The 22750-nt window shown below is 59.2% G+C and carries 29 protein-coding genes; 17 read left to right on the top strand and 12 right to left on the bottom strand.

The window, feature by feature from the left end; translation table 11 throughout:
* Positions 1-56: 56 nt before the first annotated feature.
* The 4 genes from lgt (at position 57) to G560_RS20975 (ending at position 3200) form a co-directional block, all read left to right on the top strand.
* Entirely contained in the window at positions 57-941 is an 885-nt protein-coding gene (gene lgt / locus G560_RS0108785; protein WP_022703949.1) for a prolipoprotein diacylglyceryl transferase, read from the top strand.
* Positions 928-2016: a class I SAM-dependent methyltransferase gene (locus G560_RS0108780; RefSeq protein WP_022703948.1), complete on the top strand. Its 1089-nt coding sequence runs from the start codon at positions 928-930 to the stop codon at positions 2014-2016. Before lgt ends, G560_RS0108780 begins: the two co-directional genes overlap by 14 nt.
* Position 2017: 1 nt before the next feature.
* Positions 2018-2770 carry a peptidoglycan editing factor PgeF gene (pgeF, locus tag G560_RS0108775; protein ID WP_022703947.1) on the top strand — a complete coding sequence of 251 codons (753 nt, stop codon included), beginning with the start codon at positions 2018-2020 and terminating at the stop codon, positions 2768-2770.
* A gap of 277 nt (positions 2771-3047) precedes the next feature.
* Positions 3048-3200, top strand: a complete 153-nt coding sequence (locus G560_RS20975) for a hypothetical protein (RefSeq protein ID WP_022703946.1) — start codon at positions 3048-3050, stop codon at positions 3198-3200.
* 443 nt (positions 3201-3643) lie between these two features.
* Here G560_RS20975 and G560_RS0108755 read toward each other — a convergent pair whose 3' ends face one another.
* Positions 3644-4144: an Lrp/AsnC family transcriptional regulator gene (locus G560_RS0108755; protein ID WP_022703944.1), complete on the bottom strand. Its 501-nt coding sequence runs from the start codon at positions 4142-4144 to the stop codon at positions 3644-3646.
* Positions 4145-4321: 177 nt separating this feature from the next.
* Between G560_RS0108755 and trxB the strand changes: the two genes are divergently transcribed.
* Positions 4322-5263: a thioredoxin-disulfide reductase gene (gene trxB, locus G560_RS0108750; protein ID WP_028913896.1), complete on the top strand. Its 942-nt coding sequence runs from the start codon at positions 4322-4324 to the stop codon at positions 5261-5263.
* A 45-nt stretch (positions 5264-5308) separates the two neighbouring features.
* Here the strand turns inward: trxB and G560_RS0108745 are convergent, their stop codons facing one another.
* Both G560_RS0108745 and G560_RS0108740 read right to left on the bottom strand, forming a co-directional pair.
* On the bottom strand, positions 5309-5536 hold the full coding sequence (locus G560_RS0108745) for a DUF1150 family protein (RefSeq protein WP_022703942.1): 228 nt from the start codon (positions 5534-5536) through the stop codon (positions 5309-5311).
* 27 nt (positions 5537-5563) lie between these two features.
* Positions 5564-5977, bottom strand: coding sequence for an Hsp20 family protein (locus G560_RS0108740; RefSeq protein WP_028913895.1), 414 nt, complete (start codon positions 5975-5977; stop codon positions 5564-5566).
* Positions 5978-6176: 199 nt separating this feature from the next.
* Here G560_RS0108740 and G560_RS0108735 point away from each other — a divergent pair, with 199 nt between their 5' ends.
* The 3 genes from G560_RS0108735 (at position 6177) to G560_RS0108725 (ending at position 8061) form a co-directional block, all read left to right on the top strand.
* Positions 6177-6395, top strand: coding sequence for a YdcH family protein (locus tag G560_RS0108735; RefSeq protein WP_022703940.1), 219 nt, complete (start codon positions 6177-6179; stop codon positions 6393-6395).
* A gap of 111 nt (positions 6396-6506) precedes the next feature.
* Entirely contained in the window at positions 6507-6992 is a 486-nt protein-coding gene (purE, locus tag G560_RS0108730) for a 5-(carboxyamino)imidazole ribonucleotide mutase (protein WP_022703939.1), read from the top strand.
* Positions 6985-8061, top strand: a complete 1077-nt coding sequence (locus tag G560_RS0108725) for a 5-(carboxyamino)imidazole ribonucleotide synthase (protein WP_022703938.1) — start codon at positions 6985-6987, stop codon at positions 8059-8061. The genes purE and G560_RS0108725 overlap by 8 nt, the downstream gene beginning before the upstream one ends.
* Here G560_RS0108725 and G560_RS18880 read toward each other — a convergent pair.
* Together G560_RS18880 and G560_RS0108715 are read right to left on the bottom strand one after the other, a co-directional pair.
* The gene (locus G560_RS18880) at positions 8058-8549 is read right to left on the bottom strand and encodes a GNAT family N-acetyltransferase (RefSeq protein ID WP_022703937.1); all 492 of its coding nucleotides are present in this window, start codon (positions 8547-8549) and stop codon (positions 8058-8060) included. The two genes, G560_RS0108725 and G560_RS18880, sit on opposite strands and share 4 nt — an antisense overlap.
* A 50-nt stretch (positions 8550-8599) precedes the next feature.
* On the bottom strand, positions 8600-9046 hold the full coding sequence (locus G560_RS0108715) for an NUDIX domain-containing protein (protein ID WP_028913894.1): 447 nt from the start codon (positions 9044-9046) through the stop codon (positions 8600-8602).
* An 82-nt stretch (positions 9047-9128) separates the two neighbouring features.
* On the opposite strand from G560_RS0108715, the gene G560_RS0108710 reads away from it, so the two are divergent.
* Entirely contained in the window at positions 9129-9887 is a 759-nt protein-coding gene (locus tag G560_RS0108710) for an esterase/lipase family protein (protein ID WP_022703935.1), read from the top strand.
* Here the strand turns inward: G560_RS0108710 and G560_RS0108705 are convergent.
* From G560_RS0108705 to G560_RS0108695, 3 genes are all read right to left on the bottom strand, one after another.
* Positions 9876-10718, bottom strand: a complete 843-nt coding sequence (locus tag G560_RS0108705; RefSeq protein ID WP_028913893.1) for a DMT family transporter — start codon at positions 10716-10718, stop codon at positions 9876-9878. The two genes, G560_RS0108710 and G560_RS0108705, sit on opposite strands and share 12 nt — an antisense overlap.
* Positions 10719-10960: 242 nt before the next feature.
* Positions 10961-12613, bottom strand: coding sequence for a chaperonin GroEL (groL, locus tag G560_RS0108700; RefSeq protein WP_022703933.1), 1653 nt, complete (start codon positions 12611-12613; stop codon positions 10961-10963).
* Between the two features lie 90 nt (positions 12614-12703).
* Entirely contained in the window at positions 12704-12991 is a 288-nt protein-coding gene (locus tag G560_RS0108695; protein ID WP_022703932.1) for a co-chaperone GroES, read from the bottom strand.
* A gap of 222 nt (positions 12992-13213) precedes the next feature.
* On the opposite strand from G560_RS0108695, the gene G560_RS0108685 reads away from it, so the two are divergent.
* From G560_RS0108685 to G560_RS0108655, 7 genes are all read left to right on the top strand, one after another.
* Positions 13214-14209, top strand: coding sequence for a TraB/GumN family protein (locus G560_RS0108685; RefSeq protein WP_022703930.1), 996 nt, complete (start codon positions 13214-13216; stop codon positions 14207-14209).
* Positions 14210-14274: 65 nt separating this feature from the next.
* Positions 14275-15195, top strand: a complete 921-nt coding sequence (locus G560_RS0108680) for a manganese-dependent inorganic pyrophosphatase (RefSeq protein WP_022703929.1) — start codon at positions 14275-14277, stop codon at positions 15193-15195.
* A 74-nt stretch (positions 15196-15269) separates the two neighbouring features.
* A complete protein-coding gene (locus G560_RS0108675; RefSeq protein ID WP_022703928.1) occupies positions 15270-16163 on the top strand; it encodes a TIGR01459 family HAD-type hydrolase in 894 nt (297 codons plus the stop codon).
* A gap of 117 nt (positions 16164-16280) precedes the next feature.
* Complete coding sequence (locus G560_RS0108670; RefSeq protein WP_022703927.1) at positions 16281-16724, top strand: MaoC family dehydratase; 444 nt, start codon at positions 16281-16283, stop codon at positions 16722-16724.
* A 27-nt stretch (positions 16725-16751) separates the two neighbouring features.
* Complete coding sequence (locus G560_RS0108665) at positions 16752-17678, top strand: bifunctional riboflavin kinase/FAD synthetase (protein WP_022703926.1); 927 nt, start codon at positions 16752-16754, stop codon at positions 17676-17678.
* Positions 17675-18157 carry a YcgN family cysteine cluster protein gene (locus G560_RS0108660; RefSeq protein ID WP_022703925.1) on the top strand — a complete coding sequence of 161 codons (483 nt, stop codon included), beginning with the start codon at positions 17675-17677 and terminating at the stop codon, positions 18155-18157. Before G560_RS0108665 ends, G560_RS0108660 begins: the two co-directional genes overlap by 4 nt.
* A complete protein-coding gene (locus G560_RS0108655; protein ID WP_022703924.1) occupies positions 18157-19173 on the top strand; it encodes a threonine aldolase family protein in 1017 nt (338 codons plus the stop codon). The genes G560_RS0108660 and G560_RS0108655 overlap by 1 nt, the downstream gene beginning before the upstream one ends.
* Here the strand turns inward: G560_RS0108655 and G560_RS0108650 are convergent.
* Together G560_RS0108650 and G560_RS0108645 are read right to left on the bottom strand one after the other, a co-directional pair.
* Positions 19170-19997, bottom strand: a complete 828-nt coding sequence (locus G560_RS0108650; RefSeq protein ID WP_022703923.1) for an alpha/beta fold hydrolase — start codon at positions 19995-19997, stop codon at positions 19170-19172. The genes G560_RS0108655 and G560_RS0108650 overlap by 4 nt on opposite strands.
* Positions 19998-20594, bottom strand: a complete 597-nt coding sequence (locus tag G560_RS0108645) for a 2-hydroxychromene-2-carboxylate isomerase (protein ID WP_022703922.1) — start codon at positions 20592-20594, stop codon at positions 19998-20000.
* 105 nt (positions 20595-20699) lie between these two features.
* Here G560_RS0108645 and G560_RS0108640 point away from each other — a divergent pair, with 105 nt between their 5' ends.
* The gene (locus G560_RS0108640; protein ID WP_022703921.1) at positions 20700-21716 is read left to right on the top strand and encodes a ribose-phosphate pyrophosphokinase; all 1017 of its coding nucleotides are present in this window, start codon (positions 20700-20702) and stop codon (positions 21714-21716) included.
* Positions 21717-21750: 34 nt separating this feature from the next.
* On the opposite strand, the gene G560_RS0108635 is transcribed toward G560_RS0108640, so the two are convergent.
* Both G560_RS0108635 and G560_RS0108630 read right to left on the bottom strand, forming a co-directional pair.
* Positions 21751-22101 (bottom strand): H-type lectin domain-containing protein, encoded by a 351-nt coding sequence (locus tag G560_RS0108635; RefSeq protein WP_022703920.1) that lies wholly within the window; start codon positions 22099-22101, stop codon positions 21751-21753.
* A gap of 242 nt (positions 22102-22343) precedes the next feature.
* Positions 22344-22742: a F0F1 ATP synthase subunit epsilon gene (locus tag G560_RS0108630; protein WP_022703919.1), complete on the bottom strand. Its 399-nt coding sequence runs from the start codon at positions 22740-22742 to the stop codon at positions 22344-22346.
* Positions 22743-22750: the final 8 nt, after the last annotated feature.

Below are 22750 nucleotides of genomic sequence, written 5' to 3'. Positions count from 1 at the left end.
CCCAACGGTGCCACCCGACAACCAGCCAAACGACTGCCCCGTTTAAGGATACATGCATGCAAGGCTACATCGCCTTTCCCAATATCTCGCCCGAACTGTTTTCGATCAGCGTTGGTGGCATGACCTTTGCGCTGCGCTGGTATGCGCTGGCCTATATTGCGGGGCTGATCATCGGCTGGCGATTGGTGCTGCATGCCATTGCCACGCCACGGCTGTGGGCAGGGGCTGCGCCAATGACTGCCGATCAGGTGGAACGGTTGCTGACATGGGTGATTGCAGGGGTCATTTTGGGGGGGCGCATCGGTTACGCGCTGTTTTACCAGCCCGGATATTACCTGTCGCATCCGCTGGAAATTCTGAAGGTCTGGCAAGGTGGCATGTCGTTTCATGGCGGGTTCTTGGGCGTCGTGGTGGCGGCCTATCTGTTTTTCCGGCTTGAGAAAATTCCCATGCTGCCAGCCGCCGACCTGTTGGCGCTTGCCGCCCCCCCTGGCCTGCTGTTGGGACGCATCGCCAATTTCATCAACGCCGAGCTGTGGGGCCGTGCGACAGACAAGCCGTGGGGCGTGGCCTTTCCAGGGGATGCAGCGCAATATTGCCCCGATGTGATGGGCATCTGCGCGCGCCACCCCAGCCAATTGTACGAGGCAGGGTTAGAGGGTTTGCTATTGGGGTCGGCCCTTTTGTGGCTGGTCTACCGCCGCAACTGGCTGCACAGGCCGGGGCAAGTTATGGGGTTGTTCTTTGCGGGTTACGGTGCTGCGCGGTTTTTTGTGGAATTTTTCCGCCAACCCGATGCGCAATTTGTGACCGATGGCAACCCGCTAGGTCTTGCCTTTCACGCGGGCGGCTATGGGCTGACGATGGGGCAGGCCCTGTCCTTGCCGATGATCGTGGTGGGGGTTGCCCTTATCTGGTGGGCGCGCCGTGACGCCCGTTGAAGCCCCACTTGAAACCCTGCTGAAAGCGCAAATCGCGGCGTCAGGGCCGATCAGCTTGCACGACTATATGGCCGCTTGTCTTTTGCACCCCGACCACGGCTATTACACCACCCGCGATCCGTTGGGGCGGGCTGGCGATTTCATCACCAGCCCCGAAATCAGCCAGATGTTTGGCGAGCTGTTGGGCCTGTGCATCGCCCAAGCCTGGGTCGATCAAGGGGCACCTGCGCGGTTTATCCTTGCCGAACTTGGCCCTGGCCGTGGGACGCTGATGGCCGACTTGCTGCGCGCGACCCGCGCCGTTGCGGGCTTTCACGCTGCCGCCCAAATTCATCTGGTCGAGGCATCGCCCCCCCTGCGCGCGGTGCAGGCCAGCACTTTGGCCGATCACAAGGTCACATGGGCCGAAAGCATCGCGGGTTTGCCCGATGACGCGCCCTTGTACCTGATTGCCAATGAGTTTTTTGACGCCCTGCCCATCCGCCAATTCACCCGTCATGTGGACGGCTGGTGCGAAACCATTGTGGGCGTGGCGCAAAACGCGCTGGTCAAAGGCTATGCCGCCCCCACCGCGCGCGCCGACCTTGCGCACCGGATGGATGACACCAAACCCGGCGATGTTGTGGAAACCCGCCCCGATGCCAGCCCCATCATGGCCCGCATCGGCACCCAGATCAGCAGCCACGGCGGGGCGGCTTTGATGATCGACTACGGCAATTGGCGGTCCAAGGGGGATACGCTGCAAGGGGTGCAAGGCCACGCCTTTGCCGACCCTTTTGCTGCCCCCGGCCATGCTGACCTGACGGCCCATGTGGATTTTGAGGCGCTGGCCAATGCCGCCGCCGCCCCGCCCACCAACATCCGCGCCACGGGCCTGACCGACCAAGGCGCTTTGCTGGCACGGCTTGGGATTGGCGCGCGGGCTGAACGTCTGTCGCGCAATCTGACGGGGGCAGCGCTGGAAAACCACCTGTCGGCCACACAACGCTTGACCCGGCCCGAAGAAATGGGAAGCTTGTTCAAAGCGCTGGCCCTTTATCCTGCCCACATGCCAGCGCCTGCGGGGTTCGACTGACATGATCGAAATCATCACCTCTGACGCGCTTGCGCCCCTGACCCACGGGTTTTTCACCCGCAAAGGCGGGGCATCTTCGGGCATATTCCAAGGGCTGAACTGCGGCCCCGGCAGCACCGATTTGTCCGAGGCCGTGGCGATAAACCGCGCCCGTGTGGCGGCGGCGATGGATGTGGACCCCGACAATCTCCAAACCGTGCATCAGGTGCATTCCCCCGATGTTGTGACCCTGACCGCACCGCTGGATATAAGGCCCCGCGCCGATGCGATGGTCACGGCCACCCGCGGCATCGCGCTGGGCATTTTGACCGCTGATTGCCAGCCCGTGCTGTTTGCCGACCCTGTGGCAGGCGTTATCGGGGCCGCCCATGCAGGGTGGCGCGGCGTCAAGGACGGGGTGCTGGAGGCGACTTTGGACGCGATGACCGCTTTGGGTGCCAGCCGTGCGGGCATCACCGCCGTCATTGGCCCGTGCATATCGCAAGCCGCCTATGAGGTTGGCCCCGAGTTCGTTGAAAGCTTTATTGACGACGACCCCGACCATGCCCGTTTCTTTGCAGGCGGCGCTGGCGACCGTGCGCTGTTTGATCTGCCAGCTTACGGCCTTGCCCGTTTGCGCGCCGCAGGTGTGGGCCATGCCGAATGGACCCGCCATTGCACCTATTCCGACCCTGACCGATTCTTTTCCTACCGCCGCACCACGCATTTGGCCGAGGCCGATTATGGCCGGCTGATCTCCGTGATCCGGCTGTAATTCGGGCGCAAAGGCGGCAGACCGCGCCACGTTCTTGCCGTAAACGCGGAAACAATTCCACCAATCCTGCCCCGATTGTCGCCAAATCAGCGCGCATTGCCCTTATTTTATTGTGCATCTGCGGTATGGCAAATTCGCCATATTTCGCGCCGCGCCCAGCCCTAAAATTCTTGGAAAAATGTATCCATGCCAAAAACTGGCCCCATTGCACCGCCATATTACCCTTAACGAAAGCAACACAGCGCAATGCGCAAACAAAGAGTAGCAGGAGCAGATCATGACAAAACGCCGTTGGTTGAAATCCGTTATCGCCGCCAGCCAAGATGCCACGCCTGCTATGCCATTCCAGCGCGGCAATCGTCGCAAGCCGGAGGCTTTCAAAACCGCAGCGGCACCGCAGCCTGCACCGCGCGCCGTCGCCGCGCGTTAAGCCCCGCGAGGCCACACCACAAACCGCAATTGCGAATCGCAATCTGGGCCCTCTGGGCCCTTTTTGCGTCTTAATTCGGCCTTATTTCACCCTGCACCTGCAACAATACGGCTAAGTTAACCTTAACTGTTGCCGTTAAACTGTTGAATTACGAATAAACTTTGACAGCTCGCCTCATTTCAGCCATGTTCTCCTTGTGACGCGATGCAATCTCGTCGCGACACGGAGGTTCAGGCGGCAAGCGCGGTAAGACCACAGGGCGAACGGGCCCAAGGCACCCTTCCCGTCAAAACCGCCAGGTTTCAAAAAGGGCGGCCCTGATATGCTCCTCTGGCATATCGCAAAGGGGCCGCTTCTTTTGTTTTTGGCCCGCCAGAACGCAAACCCCAGACATAAAAAAAGGCCCGCGCAATCGCAGGCCTTTGCCGATATTCCAACCTGATTCAAGCGTTGCGGTTCAGCCGTTCTTCCAACACTTCAAACGGCACGCCCGGTTCATCCTTGGCCCCGCGAATGACCAGACTGGTTTTCACACTGGCCACATTATCGGCCTTGAGCAAATCACCAGTCAGGAAACTTTGAAACGTCGACAAATCGGGCGCCACGCATTTCAAAATGAAATCAATTTCGCCGTTCAGCATATGGCATTCGCGCACCAAGGGCCACGCGCGGCACCGCCCCTCGAACGCCGACAAATCGCCTTCAGCTTGGGAATGCAGCCGCACCATCGCAAAGACCTGCACCTCGAATCCCATTTCGCGCGCGTCAATATCGGCGTGATAGCCCTTGATATAGCCCGCTTCTTCCAGCGTGCGGACGCGGCGCAAACAGGGCGGCGCGGAAATGCCGACACGTTTGGCCAATTCCACATTGGTCATCCGCCCGTCGGCCTGCAATTCTGCAAGGATCTGGCGGTCGATCGGGTCGAGTTTATTGCCAGCCATGCGTGTATTCCCTGTGATTTCCAGCGTTCAGTGCCGGACCTTATGTTTTCTACCCAGTTTGCGCAATATTCTTTCAACCTTGCGCAACATTTTGTCATCACCCCGCGACAGGATGGGGGGTTTTCGCCCCCGCCCAACGCGCCTATATGGGGGACAGAACATTTCTTGGGGGGCATCATGGCCGAAACACGTCACAGCAAAATCCTGATCATCGGCTCTGGCCCCGCAGGCTATACCGCCGCCGTTTACGCCGCGCGCGCGATGACGAACCCGATTTTGGTTCAAGGTCTGCAACCGGGTGGCCAGTTGACCATCACGACCGAGGTGGAAAACTGGCCTGGTGACACCCATGTCCAAGGCCCCGACCTTATGGTCCGGATGGAAGAGCACGCACGCGCAATGGGGGCCGAAGTGATTTCGGATTACATCTCCAGCCTTGATCTGTCCAAACGCCCGTTCACCGCGCAGGCCGACAGTGGCACCACATTCACCGCCGATGCCGTGATTTTGGCGACAGGCGCGCAGGCAAAATGGCTGGGCCTGCCGAGTGAGGAAAAGTTCAAAGGTTTTGGCGTGTCTGCCTGCGCCACCTGCGACGGTTTTTTCTATCGTGGCAAAGAGGTGGTGGTGATCGGTGGCGGCAACACGGCCGTGGAAGAGGCGCTGTTTTTGACCAATTTCGCGACCAAAGTGACCCTGATCCATCGCCGCGACAGCCTTCGCGCCGAAAAGATCATGCAGGATCGTTTGTTCAAGCATCCGAAAATCGAAATGCTGTGGAACCACTCGGTTGAAGAAGTGTTGGGCGACACGGCCCCCTTGGGCGTGACCGCCGTGCGCGCCAAGCATGTGAAAACGGGCGAGATTACCGACATTCCCTGCGCAGGGTTTTTCGTGGCCATCGGCCATGCGCCCGCGTCCGAACTGGTCAAGGATCAGCTGGAATTGCATAATGGGGCCTATGTAAAGGTCAAAGCGGGCTCTACCCAAACCTCGATCCCCGGGGTGTTTGCGGCGGGGGATCTGACCGACCATGTGTACCGCCAAGCTGTCACTTCGGCAGGCATGGGTTGTATGGCCGCGCTTGATGCAGAAAAGTTTCTGGCCGAACAAGAGTGATGGAAAAGGCCGGGCGTCACCAACGCTCGGCCCCCCTAGCGCGGTTTAATGCACGCTAACCGGCGCAAAGTCTTGTTCCCGTGCCAGCGCAAAGGCCAGCCCCTTATTGGCCACCAGTGCCAACCGCTCGCCATTGCCGCGGTGCACGGAAAAAATCTGCGTCAGCCCTTCGGCCTGTTCTTGCAATTCAAACGGCAAATCTGCCACCTCGACGGCCCGAACATAGACAATCCGGTCCGCAGCTTTGGGCATTTTATTAAATGCAGTGTTCATAGCGATCCCTCCTAATAGCGTTTGGCTTTATCGGCGATCAATTGGAATGGTTTGCACAATCACATCCGGCACCGACCGGCGCAGATCTATGTGCAACAGCCCATGTTCAAGGCCTGCACGGGCAACTTCGACCCCTTCGGCCAGAACGAATGACCGCTGGAACGCCCGCGCCGCAATGCCGCGATGCAAAAACAAGCGTTCGCCTTCTTCCTCGGCTTGGCGACCGCGAATAACCAATTGCCGATTCTCGACCGTGATGCTTAGGTCATCATCGCGAAACCCCGCGACGGCCAGCGTAATGCGATAGTCGTTTTCCGACACCGCTTCGATGTTAAAGGGCGGATAGCCCTCGGCTGCGGTTTTTGCGGTGCGTTCCACCAGCCGTTCCAGCTGTTCGAACCCCAACAAATGGGGATGCGCCCCAAAACTTAGTTTTGTCATCGACATGTCCTTTTCAAAGCGACAGTTCGGTAAGGTCGGACCCCAAGCGCGGGCATCCTTATGCTATGAATATGGGGCGCAACCTGCTTGGCTGCAAGAGGCACGGCCTGTCACAATGGCGAACAGTTTTCATACATTTTTCCGCACTATGGAGTATAGTGCGCAAGCAATGGATGAACCGACTCAGTGAACATACCCAATGAATGCCTCGACCAAACTGAACACCGACGAAATGCTGCGGATCCGGCTGGCCGTTTTGCAGCGCGAACACCGCGATCTGGATGAGGCGATTGTCGCTTTGGGGTCTGCTGTCAGCCCTGATCAATTGATGCTGCGCCGCCTGAAAAAGCAAAAACTGGGACTGAAAGAGCGTATCGTCAAGATCGAGGATGATCTGATCCCCGATATCATTGCCTGACCTAACTCTGCCTTGCGGCAGCCACGCCATTCCACCTTGCCCCCACCCTTGCCGCCGTTATAGTGCGCGCTTTCACGGAACCGGCATCAGGGCCGATTAAGGGGCAGGCGCATGGCAATCGAGGTGGGCATTATCATGGGCAGCCAGTCTGACTGGCCGACGATGAAAGAGGCGGCAACGCTGCTCGACGCGCTTGGCGTGCCTTACGAGTCCAAGATCGTATCGGCCCACCGCACCCCTGACCGGCTGTGGGACTATGGCAAATCTGCTGTGGATCGCGGGCTGAAGGTGATTATCGCTGGCGCAGGCGGGGCGGCGCATTTGCCAGGGATGATGGCATCCAAAACCCGCGTGCCGGTGATTGGTGTGCCGGTGCAAACCAAGGCGCTGTCGGGTGTCGACAGTCTGTATTCTATTTTGCAAATGCCGCGCGGCTATCCGGTGGCGACGATGGCGATCGGGGCTGCGGGTGCGGCCAATGCCGCCCTTATGGCCGCGGGTATCTTGGCGCTGAACGATCCCGCCTTGGCCGCGCGCCTTGATGCGTGGCGTGACGCCCTTACCGCGTCCATCCCCGAGGAGCCGCGCGATGACTAATCCCCTGCCCTTTGGGGCCACAATCGGTATTCTTGGCGGTGGTCAGCTTGGCCGTATGCTGTCGGTCGCCGCCGCACGGCTGGGCTATAAAACCCATATATTCGAGCCAGGGCAAAACCCGCCCGCCGCCGATACAGCCAATCGCGTGACCACAGCCAGCTATGATGACGCGGAGGCCTTGCGCGCCTTTGCAGCCGATGTCGATGTCATCACCTATGAGTTTGAAAACATCCCCACCTCGGCGCTGGATATACTCGAATCGCTGCGCCCCATTCACCCGGGCCGCCGCGCGCTGGCGATCAGCCAGGATCGTATCGCCGAGAAAGATTTCCTGACCGGATTGGGCCTGACCGTGGCGGCTTATGCCGCCGTGACAACCGCCGCCGATCTCGACGCCGCTATCGCCAAAACCGGCTGTCCCGCCATTTTGAAAACCACCCGTCTGGGGTATGATGGCAAGGGCCAAGCGCGGATCATGGCCGCGGCTGATGCGCCCGCAGCGCTTGCCACGATGAACGGTGCCGATGCCGTTTTGGAAGGGTTCATCGACTTTACGCATGAGGTGTCGGTGATTGCCGCGCGCGGGTCGGACGGGTCGGTTTCGGCCTATGATCCGGGTGAAAACGTCCACCGTTCGGGTATTTTGCACAGCACCACCATCCCCGCCAAACTGACCCCTGCCCAGCGGACGGACGCGGTACTTTTGGCCGCACGCATCCTGAACGCGCTCGATTATGTCGGCGTGATGGGGGTGGAGCTGTTTGTCACACCCAAAGGCCTGATCGTGAACGAAATCGCGCCCCGCGTGCATAATTCGGGGCATTGGACCCAGAACGGCTGTGCGGTCGATCAGTTTGAACAACACATCCGCGCCGTTGCGGGCCTGCCCTTGGGTGACGGGTCACGTTTTGCCGATGTGACGATGGAAAACCTGATTGGCGACGATATTGCCCGCGTCCCCGCGCTGTTGGCCGAGAAAAACACGGCCCTGCATATGTATGGCAAGCCCGAGGCGCGGCCTGGTCGCAAAATGGGCCATGTGAACCGCATCACGCGCGGGATTACTTAGCGTAAATCACGGGTCATGCGGCACCTTGCATGGCCCAAAGGGTCATTCGCGCTGGCGGGGAAAAACCGTTCGGGCGCAAACCCTTCGCGCTGCCAAAACGCCTTGGCCTTTGGGTTCGCCTCTAGCACCGCCATCAATTGCCGTCTGGCCCCTTTGGCCCGCGCGCGCGCCGTTGCCTCGGCCAAAAGCTGCGGACCGATTCCACCACCACGCGCCGCATTGTCCAGCATTAACAAGCCGATATAGGCATCCGTGGCCTCTGGATAGCCAAAGCTCATCTCTATAAATCCCAGCAAAACATCGCCTTGCCAGTACCCCAGCTTGACCGCCTCGGCCAAATCCCCGCCTGGCACGCAACTGGCAAAAAAGTCTGATACGTCGCCCGCAACCGGCGCGCGGCCTTTTTCCAGCAGGCTGTAGTCCGCCGCGCGGAACATCATATCCAACACCGCCACATCATCACGCCCTTGCCGCAAATCCGTGATCATCTCGGCCCCCCTATAGCGTTTCGATTTGAACTTCAGACACAATGCACACTTTAGCGCACCAACAGTTCCAACGGATCATAGAGCATCCCATTCCCCCATGCCGCCTCTGGCAGGCTATCGGGTTTGAACCTGATCCCCGCCAAGTCATCGCGTGTGAAAAACCGCCGCTCGGTCACGATGCCTTCGGGATCGCGCCACTGCGCATCCAACGCCCCCGCGATAATCTGACAGCGAAAATACACATCAACCTGATGAAACCCGTGTTCCGGCGCATGAAATTCATTCACCAAAACCGGCGCGCCCACGGTAACGGTCAGCCCCGTTTCCTCATGCACCTCGCGGATCAGGTTGTCGGGCAGGCTGCTGCCCAAATTGACCCCACCCCCCGGGGCGCACCATAAATCGGACACCCCACCACCGTAAGCATTGACCAACAAAAGCCGATCTTGGTCCAAGATCAACGCCCGAACGGCCAAACGGGGGGAACGTGGTTTCATACCCCCACGCTGCCGCGCCGCTTGGGGTTTGTCCAGCCCAAAGCCCAATTGCAAACCGCCCATAATTGCGTAACGTGACGCTATGAAAACCCTTGCCCTTCTCGCCCTTATTGTCCCCGCACCGCTTGCCGCCCAAACGCCCGATTGCGTGGTGCTGTTGCACGGGTTGGCGCGCGGCGAAAATTCACTTCTGGCGATGGAGGCGTCGCTGACCGCCCAAGGGTTCCGCGTGGTGAACCAAGGCTATCCGTCCACCGAGGCGCCGATCCCGACCTTGGTCGAGGAAAATGTCATACCCGCCGTGGCCCAATGCGGTCCAGCACGCACCCATTTCGTGACCCATTCGATGGGCGGCATCCTGACGCGTGCGTACCTTGCCCGCTACCGCCCCGAAAATCTGGGGGCGGTGGTGATGCTTGCCCCGCCCAACCACGGGTCTGAGTTGGTCGACATTTTGGGCGATCTGTCGCTGTTTCAATGGATCAACGGGCCTGCGGGCGCGCAGCTTGGCACCGAACTGTCGTCGGTTCCCAACCAACTGCCGCGCCCCGATTATCCGCTGGGTATAATCGCCGGAAACCGCAGCCTGAACCCTGCGGCATCAGCCCTGATCGATGGGTCGGATGATGGCAAGGTGTCGGTCGAGAGCACGAAACTTGACGGTATGGCCGCCCATATCACCCTGCCCGTGACCCATACATTCATGATGCTGAACCCGATGGTGATCGCGCAAACCGTGCTGTTTTTGCGCAAAGGCCGGTTTGATGCCGATCTGCCACTGGCCGAGGCAGTTCAAATCGCCCTTGGCACCGTCACGGTCGCCTCTGGCCTAACGCCGTAAGGGTCGCTTTACAATCGCCAAACCGACCCCGCCCAAAACCACAGCCGCCGCCACCATAAACCGCCAGCCCAACGGCTCTTCCAACCATAGGGCACCTGCCACAGCCGCCAAAATAGGCACCGACAGCTGCGCCACACCGGCCCGCGCCGCCCCCAGTTGCGGCACAACCACGTACCACAAGGCATACCCCATCCCCGAGGTCACAGCCCCCGACAGCACTGCCAAACCAACCCCAAGGCCGGTTAAGTTCGCTACATCAAGTCGCCACCATGCCACGGCCAAAACCACAGGCACCGCCAAACAGAAATTCGCCGCCGTCGCCGCCAGCGGGTCCCGCGCCCCGCGCCCGGCCAGCGAATAAATCCCCCAGCCCACACCCGCCGCCGCCATCATCGCCGCTGGAACCAGCGCCACAGCCTGCCCCGCAGGTGACACCAACCAAACCAAGCCCGCAAAGGCCAAACCCGCCCCCAACCAGCGGGTCACAGGCACATCCTCGCGCGCCAAAACCGCGCCCGCAAACATCGTGACCTGCACCATGCCAAACAAAATCAGCGCGCCGATCCCCGCCGCCAAATCAACATAGGCCAAGGAAAAACCAAACAGATACAAAAGCAAGCCAAACACACCCGCCGCGCGCCCCGACCACCCCGCCCAAACCGGCCCGCGCCGCCATGCCACCAACAGGCCCAAGGCCAGCGCCCCTGCAACCAGCCGCAGCACCGCAAAATCCACAGGGTCCATCGCGCCTTGTGTCACCGCCATCCGGTTCAATACCGAATTGGCCGCAAAGGCCGCCATCGCCACAGTCGTCAACCAAAACAACCGCATATCCGCCTCCGGTTCACAGGGAACAAAAAGCGGAGGCATCGAACCCCCGCTTTTTGTGTTGGCACTAATCTTACCGCCGGACCCGACAAAGCGAAACCGCGCCATTTCATCTTTGCAAAAATACTCATTCCCCATCGGCCACACAAATCAGACGCCTCCCAAATACGAAAAAGGGCACCCGCTAAGATGCCCTTTCCCAAGTCCCGCGAACGGAGACTGATCATTTCATGCAAGGCATGAAATTACATCATGCCGCCCATACCGCCCATACCGCCCATGTCACCCATGCCGCCGCCGCCGCCAGCGCCATCTTTGGATGGCTTGTCAGCGATCATCGCTTCGGTGGTGATCAGCAAGGATGCGACAGACGCCGCGTCTTGCAACGCTGTGCGCACAACCTTGGCTGGGTCAATCACGCCAAACTTGAACATGTCGCCATATTCGTCGGTCTGGGCGTTATAGCCGAACTTCGGATCATTGGACTCGCGCACTTTGCCAGCCACAACCGAACCATCAACGCCCGCGTTTTGCGCGATCTGGCGCAGTGGCGCTTCCAAAGCTTTGCGAACGATGTTGATACCGTTGGTCTGGTCAGCGTTAGCGCCTTCCAAGCCCAGCAACACTTTGCCAGCCTGAACCAGTGCCACACCACCGCCAACAACAACGCCTTCTTGCACGGCCGCACGGGTCGCATTCAAGGCGTCATCAACGCGGTCTTTGCGCTCTTTCACTTCGATTTCCGACATGCCGCCAACGCGGATCACAGCAACACCGCCAGCCAGTTTGGCCACGCGCTCTTGCAGTTTCTCTTTGTCGTAATCGGATGTGGTTTCTTCGATCTGGGTGCGGATCTGGGCAACGCGTGCTTCGATCTCGGCCTTTTCGCCAGCGCCATCGATGATGGTGGTGGTGTCCTTGGTGATGGTCACTTTCTTGGCTTTGCCAAGCATGTCCATCGTAACATTTTCCAGCTTCATGCCCAAGTCATCGGAAATCACCTGACCACCGGTCAAGATTGCGATGTCTTGCAGCATCGCCTTGCGACGATCGCCGAAACCAGGTGCTTTCACCGCAGCGATTTTCAGGCCGCCGCGCAGCTTGTTCACCACAAGCGTTGCAAGCGCTTCGCCTTCAACATCTTCTGAAATGATAAGCAAAGGCTTCTGCGACTGGATCACTTGCTCCAGCAAAGGCACCATTGGCTGCAACGAAGACAGTTTCTTTTCGTGCAACAAGATCATCACGTCTTCCAGATCGGCAATCATCTTGTCTGGGTTGGTGACAAAGTATGGCGACAGATACCCACGGTCGAACTGCATGCCTTCGACAACTTCGGTTTCTGTTTCCAGACCCTTGTTTTCTTCAACGGTGATAACACCCTCGTTGCCGACTTTCTGCATCGCGTCCGCAATCTGGCGGCCAATCTCGACTTCGCCGTTGGCGGAAATGGTGCCAACTTGCGCAACTTCAGCCGAGTCAGACACCGGACGTGAAGCAGCTTTGATCGCTTCAACAACCTTGGTGGTTGCCAGATCAATGCCGCGCTTCAGGTCCATCGGGTTCATGCCAGCCGCAACCGACTTCAGACCTTCGATGATGATGGCTTGCGCCAACACGGTCGCCGTGGTGGTGCCGTCACCGGCTTCGTCATTGGTCCGGGAAGCAACTTCCTTGACCATCTGCGCGCCCATGTTTTCGAACTTATCCGAAAGCTCGATTTCTTTGGCAACCGTTACACCGTCTTTGGTGATGCGTGGTGCGCCAAAGGACTTGTCGATCACGACGTTGCGGCCTTTCGGGCCCAAAGTCACCTTTACCGCATTGGCAAGGATGTTAACGCCGCGCAACATACGGTCACGGGCATCGGTATCAAATTTGACGTCCTTAGCAGCCATTTTGCTTGCTCCAGTTTGTCTTGAATTTCAGTTGATTAGCACATCATGCGTAGGGTGCGCTTCAGCGCACCGCCCGCCAAACCCTCAGCCTCAGCCGATGATCCCCATGATGTCGCTTTCTTTCATGATCAGAAGCTCTTTGCCTTCCAGCGTCACTTCTGTGCCCGACCATTTGCCGAACAACACGCGGTCGCCAACCTTGACCGACGGCGTAATCAGCTCGCCGCTGTCTTTGCGCGCGCCTTCGCCCAGTGCGATCACTTCGCCCTCGGCTGGCTTTTCTTTTGCGGTGTCTGGGATGATCAGGCCGCCCTTGGTCTTATCTTCGCCTTCGATGCGGCGAACCAACACTCGGTCATGCAGCGGTTTAAATGCCATCTGTGAACACTCCCTTAGGTTCCAGGTTAATATCGTGTTAGCACTCAATCGGGTTGAGTGCTAACACCGGATACCTAGGCACAGTCCCTTGGCCTGTCAACCACGTCCCTTGCAAAAATTTACCCAACCGCCGCAGGTTTATTGGCCGAGCCCCACCCGTGCTTGACCCGCCCAACCCGCGCGTGCCAATTTCGTGCAAATTCCGCTGCCAAAGGCCGCCCCATGTCGCTTCGTTTTGCCCTAACCGCCGTTGTTTGCTTGTTCCTTGCCACCCCTGCCTCTGCGGAATGCGTGGGTGAAAACCTGATAACCGCACTGCCCGAGGCAGACCGTACCGCCCTTAAGGCCGCAGCCCACGACCAACCCTATGCCACGGGCAACTTTTGGCAAGCCACGCGGGGTACCGAAACGCTTTTCCTGTCCGGCACCTACCACCTTGATGACCCGCGCCACAGCGCCATCATGGACACGCTCCTCCCCTATCTGGACCAAGCCAAAACCCTGCTGGTCGAGGCCGGTCCGAAAGAAGAGGCAGAGCTGCAACAAAAGCTGACCAGCGACCCCACGGCAATGATGGATATGGCTGGCGCGGGCCTTAAAACCCAACTGCCGCCCGCCGATTGGGATCAACTTTCCGCTGCCCTGCTGCAACGTGGCATCCCGTCATCGCTGGCTGAAAAGTTGCGGCCTTGGTTTGTGTCGATGATGCTGGCGATCCCGCCTTGTGCCTTGCAACTGGCCGCTGCGGGCGGGGGCCTCGATAAACGCCTGATCGGGGCGGCAATTGATCGTGACATCCCCGTCATGGCGCTGGAACCTTTTGATACCGCGCTTGGCCTTTTTGATGGCCTGTCCACAGATGAACAAATCCTGATGATCCGCAACGCGCTGCAAGTGGAGAACCAGTCCGAGGATTTTCTAACCACCACGGCGGACGCATTTTTCAACGGCGATAGCCGCCTGATATGGGAATTTTCGCGTTATATCGCCAATACAATCCCTGATGCCCGCCCTGAAAAAACCGATGCCGATTTTGCCCATGCCGAACAAACCCTGATGGCCGACCGCAATATCGCATGGATTCCGGTGATCGAGGCCGCTTTGCAAAACGGCCCCGCCTTTGCCGCCTTTGGCGCGCTGCATTTGTCTGGCAAAGACGGTGTGCTAGCTCTGCTGGAACGCCAAGGGTTTGCTATAGCGCCGCTCTCCGGCCAATAGCGTGACAATCTGCGCGCGTGACCCTATAAGGCGGCAAATCACACCAGTCCACAGGTTCGCGCATCATGACAACACTCGTCTTTGGCCACAAATCCCCCGACACCGACAGCACCGGATCGCCCATCATCTGGGCATGGTATTTGTCTGAAATCACAGGCACACCTGCAAAACCCGTACTGCTGGGCGAACCCAATACCGAAGCCGCCTTTGTGCTGAAACACTGGGACCTGCCCAAGCCCGAGATCATCGCCGATGTCACCGCCGATGACACCTGCTGGATCGTCGATACCAACAATCCGGCCGAACTGCCGCCGTCGATCAATGACGCCAATGTGGTTGGCATCATTGACCACCACTTGCTGGTCGGTGGTATCAAGACCAAATCGCCAATCAACATCACCATCCGCCCCTTGGCCTGCACCGCGACCATTCTGCATGACCTGATGGGCGATGATCTGGCCCGCGCACCGCGTGGCATAAAGGGTGCTATGTTGTCGTGCATTATCTCGGACACGCTGCAATTCCGCAGCCCCACCACCACCCCGCATGACCGGTCTGTCGCCGAAAAACTGGCCGCCGATCTGGGTGTGTCCATCGCCGATCACGCGGCTGAACTGTTTGCCGCGAAATCCGATGTGTCGGCGTTTTCCGATGCCGAACTGCTGCGCATGGACAGCAAGGAATACACGGTCGCGGGCAAGGATCTGCGCGTGTCTGTTCTGGAAACCACATCGCCAAAGATGGTGCTGGACCGCAAAGCCAGTCTGATGGCCGCCATGTCCGATGTGGCAAAGCAGGACGGCGCTGACCAAGTGCTGCTATTTGTCGTCGATATTCTGGCCGAGGAAGCAACGCTGCTGGTCCCCAACGACCTTGTAAAGCAAATGGCCGAGGCGTCCTTTGGCGTCACAGTCACCGGCGACACCGTGGTTTTGCCGGGCGTGATGAGCCGTAAAAAGCAGATCATCCCCGCGCTGAAGCTCTGACCTAAAACTCTGCTCCGGAACGCATTGCGCCTCCGGGGCGTTACGCCCCTGCCCAACCACCGAAAGCCCGCGCCATGCCCCAGATCATCACCAGCTTTGCCGAAATCGCTCCGCGTTACCGTGCGCTGTTTTGCGATCTTTGGGGCTGCGTGCATGATGGCGTAAAACCCTTTCCCGCCGCTGTGGCCGCCCTTCAGGCCTTTCGGGCGCAGGGTGGCATTGTGGTTCTGGTATCCAACGCGCCGCGCCCAAAACCCAGCGTTTTGGTGCAGCTGGACCGCATCGGCGTGCCGCGCGATTGCTATGACGAGGTGATAACCTCAGGCGATGCCACACAATATGCCTATCTTTCGGGGGCTGCGGGCCACAAGGTCTATCACATCGGCCCGATGCCCAAGGATCAGGCCTTCTTTGACGAATTCGCCGACCCCAACTTGGCCGCGATGGCTGCCACCAACCCGATTGAAATTGTACCCTTGGCGCAGGCCCAAGGCATGCTGTGCACCGGCCCCAATGAGGAAATGGACGAAACCCCAGCCGATTACCGCGCGCAGTTTCTGCTGGCCAAAACCAACGGGCTGAAAATGCTGTGTGCCAACCCTGATATCGTGGTCGATTACGGCGATAAACGTATCTACTGCGCAGGGGCTTTGGCCGAACTTTATGAACAAATGGGCGGCGAGGTTTTGTATTTCGGCAAACCCCACCCGCCCATCTACGACCTTGCGCGCCGCCGCCTGACCGAATTGGCGGGCCAAATCTCCGACGATGCCATCCTGTGCGTGGGCGACGGGATCAACACCGATGTCCTTGGTGCGATGCAAGAAAACCTCGACAGTCTGTTTTTGACAGAAGGCTTGAACGCGGGCCAATTCGGCCCTGCCGATGCACTGGACGGTGCCGCATTGGATACGTGGCTAGCAGCAGAGCAGCGCAACCCGACCTATGTGATGGGACATCTAGCGTAAACAGTCGCGCAACATTGTTGCAGATTACATACCACATTCAGATAAATAATTACCAAGTCAATTGCGCTGCATTGCAGCATTTGCTATACCCCCGGCAACGCAAACGGGGAATCGATCATGCTTGATAATCAGCCACGCGGCACCATCTGCATCGAAGATATCGAAATCGGCATGTCCCGCCACTTGGTCAAAACCGTGACCGACCGCGACATCGAACTGTTTGCCGAGGTGTCAACTGACCGTAACCCCGTTCACCTTGATGATAATTACGCCCGCGACACGATATTTGAAGGGCGCATTGCGCACGGAATGCTGACCGCTGGCCTGATTTCGGCCGTTATCGGCGAACAGCTGCCGGGGCATGGCACGGTCTATCTGGCACAATCCTTGAAATTCATGGCCCCCGTCCGCCCCGGCGACCAAGTGCGCGCCCAAGTCACGGTCACGGCGATTGATATCGGCCGCCGCCGCGTGACCCTTGAAACCCATTGCGCAGTGGGCGATACCGTGGTCCTGAAGGGCGAAGCGATGGTTCTCGCGCCAAGCCGCAAGTTTGATTGACACCGGGCAGCGCCCGTAAGGACGGGCATGCAGATTTACCAACACTGGCAAGGGGTTGAACAGGCACATCGCGGCGCATCCGTGGCGATGGGTAATTTTGACGGCGTTCACCTTGGGCATCAGCATGTTATCGCGCTTGCCGCCACGCACGGCCCGCTGGGGATCATCACCTTTGAACCCCATCCCCGCAGCTATTTCGCGCCCAACTCCGGCCCGTTCCGTTTGATGAATGCCGAAGCCCGCGCCAACCGTTTGGCAAAACTCGGCGTGCAAACCCTGTTCGAACTGCCGTTTGACGCCACACTCGCCAGTCTGACGCCCGAAGGTTTTGTGGCCCAAGTGCTGGCCAAAGGGCTTGGCGTGTCGCATGTCACCGTTGGCGCCGATTTCTGCTTTGGCCAAGGACGCAAAGGCACCGCCGCCGATCTGAAAACCCTTTGTGCGGCACATGGCATCACGGTGCATCTGGCCGATCTGGTGCAAACGGGTGGCACCGATATTTCATCCACCAATATCCGCGCGGCGCTGACGCAAGGCGACACCAAAACCGCCCGCGAAATGCTGGGCCATTGGCACCGCATCGACGGCGCGGTGATCCACGGCGAAAAGCGGGGCCGCCAGTTGGGGTATCCCACCGCCAATATGGATGTGACGGGCCTGCACCTGCCGCGCAACGGCGTTTATGCGGTTTACGCCGATATCCTGACCGGCCCGCAACAGGGCCGCTATATGGGGGCCGCCAACCTTGGCACCCGCCCGATGTTTGGCGAAAACCGCCCCAATCTTGAAACCTACCTGTTTGATTTCAAGGGCGATCTTTACGACCATCACCTGTCCATCGCCTTTGTCGAATGGCTCCGTGGCGAGGAAAAGTTTGACAGCCTCGACGCCCTTATCATCCAAATGCACGCCGATTGCGACCGTGCCCGCGCCATTCTGACGGCCACCAAATGACCGAAAAACTTCCCCCCATCGCCGCCCCTACTGGCCTGCGCCCCCGCTTTTGGGAAACCGTTCCGCTGAAAAAGATGTCGGGGGCCGAATGGGAGGCGCTGTGTGACGGTTGCGGCAAATGCTGCCTGAACAAGATTGAATACGAAGACAACGGCGAAATCGCCTTTACCCGCGTTGCCTGTCGTCTGCTCGATGGTGACAGCTGCCGCTGTTCCAACTATGCCACCCGCCACAAATATGTGCCGGAATGTGTGCAACTAACGCCCAAAAAGCTGGAACAAATTTCCTATTGGCTGCCAAGCACCTGCGCCTACCGCCTTGTGCATGAAGGCAAGCCCCTGCACGACTGGCACCCCCTTATTTCCAATGATCCAGAATCTGTCCATATCGAAGGCGCGTCCGTGCGCGGCTGGACCGTGCCGGAGACCGAGGTGACCGAGGATGATTGGGAAGATTATCTTATACAGGAGCGGCCGTAATGTTTTTCGCCTCGGACAATGGCGCACCTGTGCCGCAGCCGATCATGGATGCCCTTGCCCGCGCCAATCAGGGGCAAACCCTGTCTTATGGGGCCGATGCCCCGATGGCCCGTCTGCGCGATCAAATCCGCACTTTGTTTGATGCGCCCGATGCGCAGGTTCACCTTGTCACCACAGGCACCGCCGCCAATTCCCTTGCGCTTGCCCTTTATACCCCGCCCTTTGGTGCCACCCTCTGCCACCGCCACGCCCATATCCAAGAGGATGAATGCGGCGCGCCTGAGTTTTTCTCGAGCGGTGCCAAGCTGCTGTTGGTAGAGGGCGATCACGGCAAAATCACGCCGGAAACGCTGACCGATGCGCTGGCCCGTACCGACAGTTCTGTCCATTCTGTGCAGGCCTCATCCCTCAGCCTGACCAATGTGACCGAGGCGGGCACGACCTATTCGGTGGCCGAACTGACTGCGCTTTGCACTTTGGCCAAATCCCACAATCTGGCCACCCATCTCGATGGCGCGCGTTTCGCCAATGCCCTTGCCGCGACTAACGCCAGCCCCGCCGATATGACGTGGCGCGCGGGCGTCGATGTCCTCACCCTTGGCGGCACCAAAAACGGCCTTTTGGGCGCCGAGGCGATTGTACTGTTTGACCCTGCAAAGTCACGCGAGCTGGAACTGCGGCGCAAACGCGCAGGCCATCTGTCGTCCAAAATGCGCTATATCGCGGCGCAGATGGAGGCGTGGTTTGACGGCGGTTATTGGCTGGATATGGCTCGCCATTCCAACGCAATGGCCGCCCGTTTGGCCACGGGGCTTGCCACGATTGACGGCGCGGACCTGCTGCATCCCGTTCAGGCCAACATCGCCTTTGCCAAGCTGCCCGATGCCGCCCACGCCCGCGCTAAAGACGCGGGTGCGGTTTATTACAACATGGGCAACGGTGTGTGCCGCCTTGTTACCGCATGGTGTACGACCGAAGCCGAAGTTGACGGGTTGCTGGCAGCGTTTCGCGGCTAAAGCGCGTTTGCAATCTGGGCCCAAAACGCCTGAACCCGTACAGCGCAATCTGCCGCATGGCTGATCGGCAACATATGCCCCGCCCCTGCCACCGTGGCGCGCGTGACCTGCGGCAAACGCCGCGCAAGCTCTGCATTGATTGCATCAATAATCGCAGGCGACTCTGCCCCTTGCAGCAACAGCACCGGAACCCCTAGGCCTTCCAGCCGACCGTAAGCCAATATCCCCGCCGCATCGTCGTTCAACACAGGGTTTTGCGCTGCAATCAAACCAATCCGCTGCACGATATAGCCGCGTTGGGCAGGCGGCAGGCTGTCAAAGGGCCGCCCGCCGCCCCAAATCGCCTGAAAGGCCTCGGTCGCGGCAAGCGCATTGCCCGCAGCCAGCGCCTCGGCAAAGCCCGCATGCTGGGCGATATGGTCGCCGAAGGCAGGCCCGCCTGCTGCCCGCGCTGCACAAAACAGCACGGAGTCCATCAGCGTCAGGCTGGCAATGCGGTCGGGGTTTTCCAGAGCCATTCGCAAGGCGACCGTCGCACCAAAGCTGTGGCCAATCAGATGGACCGGCCCCTCCGGCACAGCCGCCAGTACTGCCATCGCTTGCCGCGTGGCAAGGCTGTGAAAATCCGAAACCCCGTCCCAATCACCGCTGCGCCCATGGCCCAATAGATCGGGCACGGTCAGGCTAACCCCTTGCAAACCAGCGGAAAATCCGATCCACGTCCCACCATGCGCCAGCGAACAATGCAGGGCCAGCGCATGCACTGGCCCATCGCCGATCACACGCCAAGCGGTTGGAATACCCGCCAGAACCGCCTCGGGCATTTACAACTTGCCGGCCAGATGCAGGTCCAGATCTTCCAGCCGGTCTTGGCCCCAAAAGATCTGATCGCCCACCACATAGGACGGCGCGCCAAACACACCGCGCGATACCGCCTCTTCCAGATTGGCGGCATAGGCTTCGGCCCCCGCCAACATGCCGCTGTCGGCAAGGCCTGCGTCAAACCCCGCGGCGGTCAGTGCCGCGCGGATCACGTCATCCTCGGCGATGTTCTTTTCTTCGGCCCAACAGGCCCGCGTGATGCCATGCACCAAAGCCCCCATATCGCCGCCGCCTGCTGCTTGCGCCGCAATGATGGCATAGGAACTTGGCGCCGGGTTCGTTGGCCAAAACATCGGTTGCAGGTTCAAGGCCATCCCGTGCTTGGCCCCCTGCCGCCGCATTTCCTGCAAACGATAAGCGCGGCGGCTTTCGTGCCGATCCTTGGGCGGCTGCCCCCCCGTCCGGCCAAACAACCCCATCACATCCAACGGTTTGTAGGTGACTGTCGCCCCATGACGCGCGGCAATTTCCTCCAACCGTGTGCCTGCCAAATAGGTAAACGGCGAAACAGTTGCGAAGTAATAGTCGATATGGGTCATTTTAGCGCCTTTCAGGCTGTCATTGGTTTGCAAGACCCTAGCCCGATGGTAAGCGGTGTCAACGCCAACCCGAATCCCTTTTGACTGCCTCGCAAAGGACAAAACATGGCCGCCCTCAATGAACCCAAGCTGATTTCCGGCAATGCGAATATGCCGCTTGCCACCGCCATCGCAAAGCGGATGTCGCTGCACCGTGGCATGTCGGTCGGCCTTGTGGATGCCCGCGTCGAACGGTTCAACGATGGCGAGATTTTTGTCGAGGTGTATGAAAACGTGCGCGGCGAGGATATGTTCATCATCCAGCCCACGTCGAACCCCGCCAATGACAACCTGATGGAACTCTTGATCATGACAGACGCGCTGCGCCGCTCTTCGGCTTCGCGTATCACCGCCGTGATCCCCTATTTCGGCTATGCCCGCCAAGATCGCCGCACCAAGGCCCGCACGCCGATTTCGGCCAAGCTGGTCGCCAATATGATGGTCGAGGCGGGGATCGAGCGTATCCTGACACTGGATTTGCACGCTGCCCAGATTCAGGGCTTTTTTGATATTCCGGTCGATAACCTTTACGCCTCGCCGATCTTTGCGCTGGATATCATGGCGCAGTTCAAAGGCTCTATGTCCGATATGATGGTGGTCAGCCCCGATGTTGGCGGCGTGGCCCGTGCGCGTGAATTGGCCAAACGGATCAACGCGCCGCTGTCCATCGTGGACAAACGCCGCGAAAAGGCGGGCGAGATTGCCGAGATGACGGTGATCGGCGATGTGTCGGGCAAGAAATGTATCATTGTCGACGACATGTGCGACACCGCTGGCACCCTGTGCAAAGCCGCCGAAGTTTTGCTGGAAAACGGCGCATCCGAGGTGCATGCCTATATCACGCATGGCGTTATGTCTGGCCCTGCGGTGGAACGGGTTACCAATTCCGTGATGAAATCGCTGGTGATCACCGATTCCATCGCGCCGTCTGATGCGGTGAAAAACTGTCCCAATATCCGTATTCTGCCCACGGCTCCGATGTTTGCCCAAGCGATCCTGAACATCTGGAACGGCACATCCGTGTCATCGCTGTTTGAAACGGAAACCCTTAGCCCGATTTATGAAGGTCTGTATCGCGGCTGATAAGGGGTGGTGGGTTTCACCCACCGCCGCCCGCTCAGTACAATTCCCAGTCGTCCTCGTCCTTGACGCGGCCAATCGCCAGCCAATCGGCCCGCACCCGCGCCACGCGCGTATCGCCCCAAGTCTTGAACACAAGATGAAACCCCGCAGCCGTGATCTGCTCTGCCGACAGATCCGCGCGCGCATTGGACTTTTGGTCCATGTCCCACATCGACATAGACACCGTCACGACAGGCACATCTGCATAGGCTTCGGGGAACTTGACGATATGGCGGCTTTCGCGCGCGCCATGCCCCGTCCACATCACGCCATCATCCGCAAAATCGGAAAACAACACGCGTGAGCCTTGTTGAATGCCCATCGTCTGGGCGGAAAATCGTTTCATTACCAAACGTCCTGTTTCAGCATGATCTATTGCACATTGCCCAAAATGTTACGTCAAATTCAGCATCGACCAAAATCGGAGCGGTCAAGTCTGTGTCTACGCCAATTATCTGTAAAAAACGGCGAAACTTTGATCGGCCCGACAATTTCCACGAAATATTTTACGCCCCTTGGCGCAATGACGCCCGTAAAACGCAAAAGGCCCCGAGTGTTTTCGGGGCCTTTCACAATCAGTCGCTTGGATCAGTGGCTCGCATGGTGGCGCAGGGCCATCATGTCTTGCACCAGCTTTTCAGCGGCATCCTTGTCTTCGGGCAGCGCCATTGCGGCCAGCTCTCGGGCTTGGTCGATCATCCCGTCCAGCACAGTGCCAGACAGATCTTCCACCGGAATGGCCTGCTCGGCCAAAACAGAAACGCCTGCCGCCGTGATTTCGGCAAAACCGCCGGTCACAGCAAAAGCCAGCGTCTTGTCGGCACCAATCGCCTTCAAAATACCGGGGCGCAGGGTGGTGATGGTGGGGGCATGCCCCTCCATCGCCGTCAGGTCACCATCAGCGCCCGGAATCTGCACTTCGGACGCCTGAAAGGACGCAAGCCGCTTTTCCGGTGACACGAGGTCGAATTGCAAAGTCGCGGCCATGTTGCCCC

It is taken from the genome of Pseudorhodobacter ferrugineus DSM 5888 (genome assembly GCF_000420745.1).
GTDB lineage: Bacteria > Pseudomonadota > Alphaproteobacteria > Rhodobacterales > Rhodobacteraceae > Pseudorhodobacter > Pseudorhodobacter ferrugineus.
The sequence above is the reverse complement of the archived record's forward strand: the minus strand, read 5'-3'. Positions and strand labels throughout refer to the sequence as shown.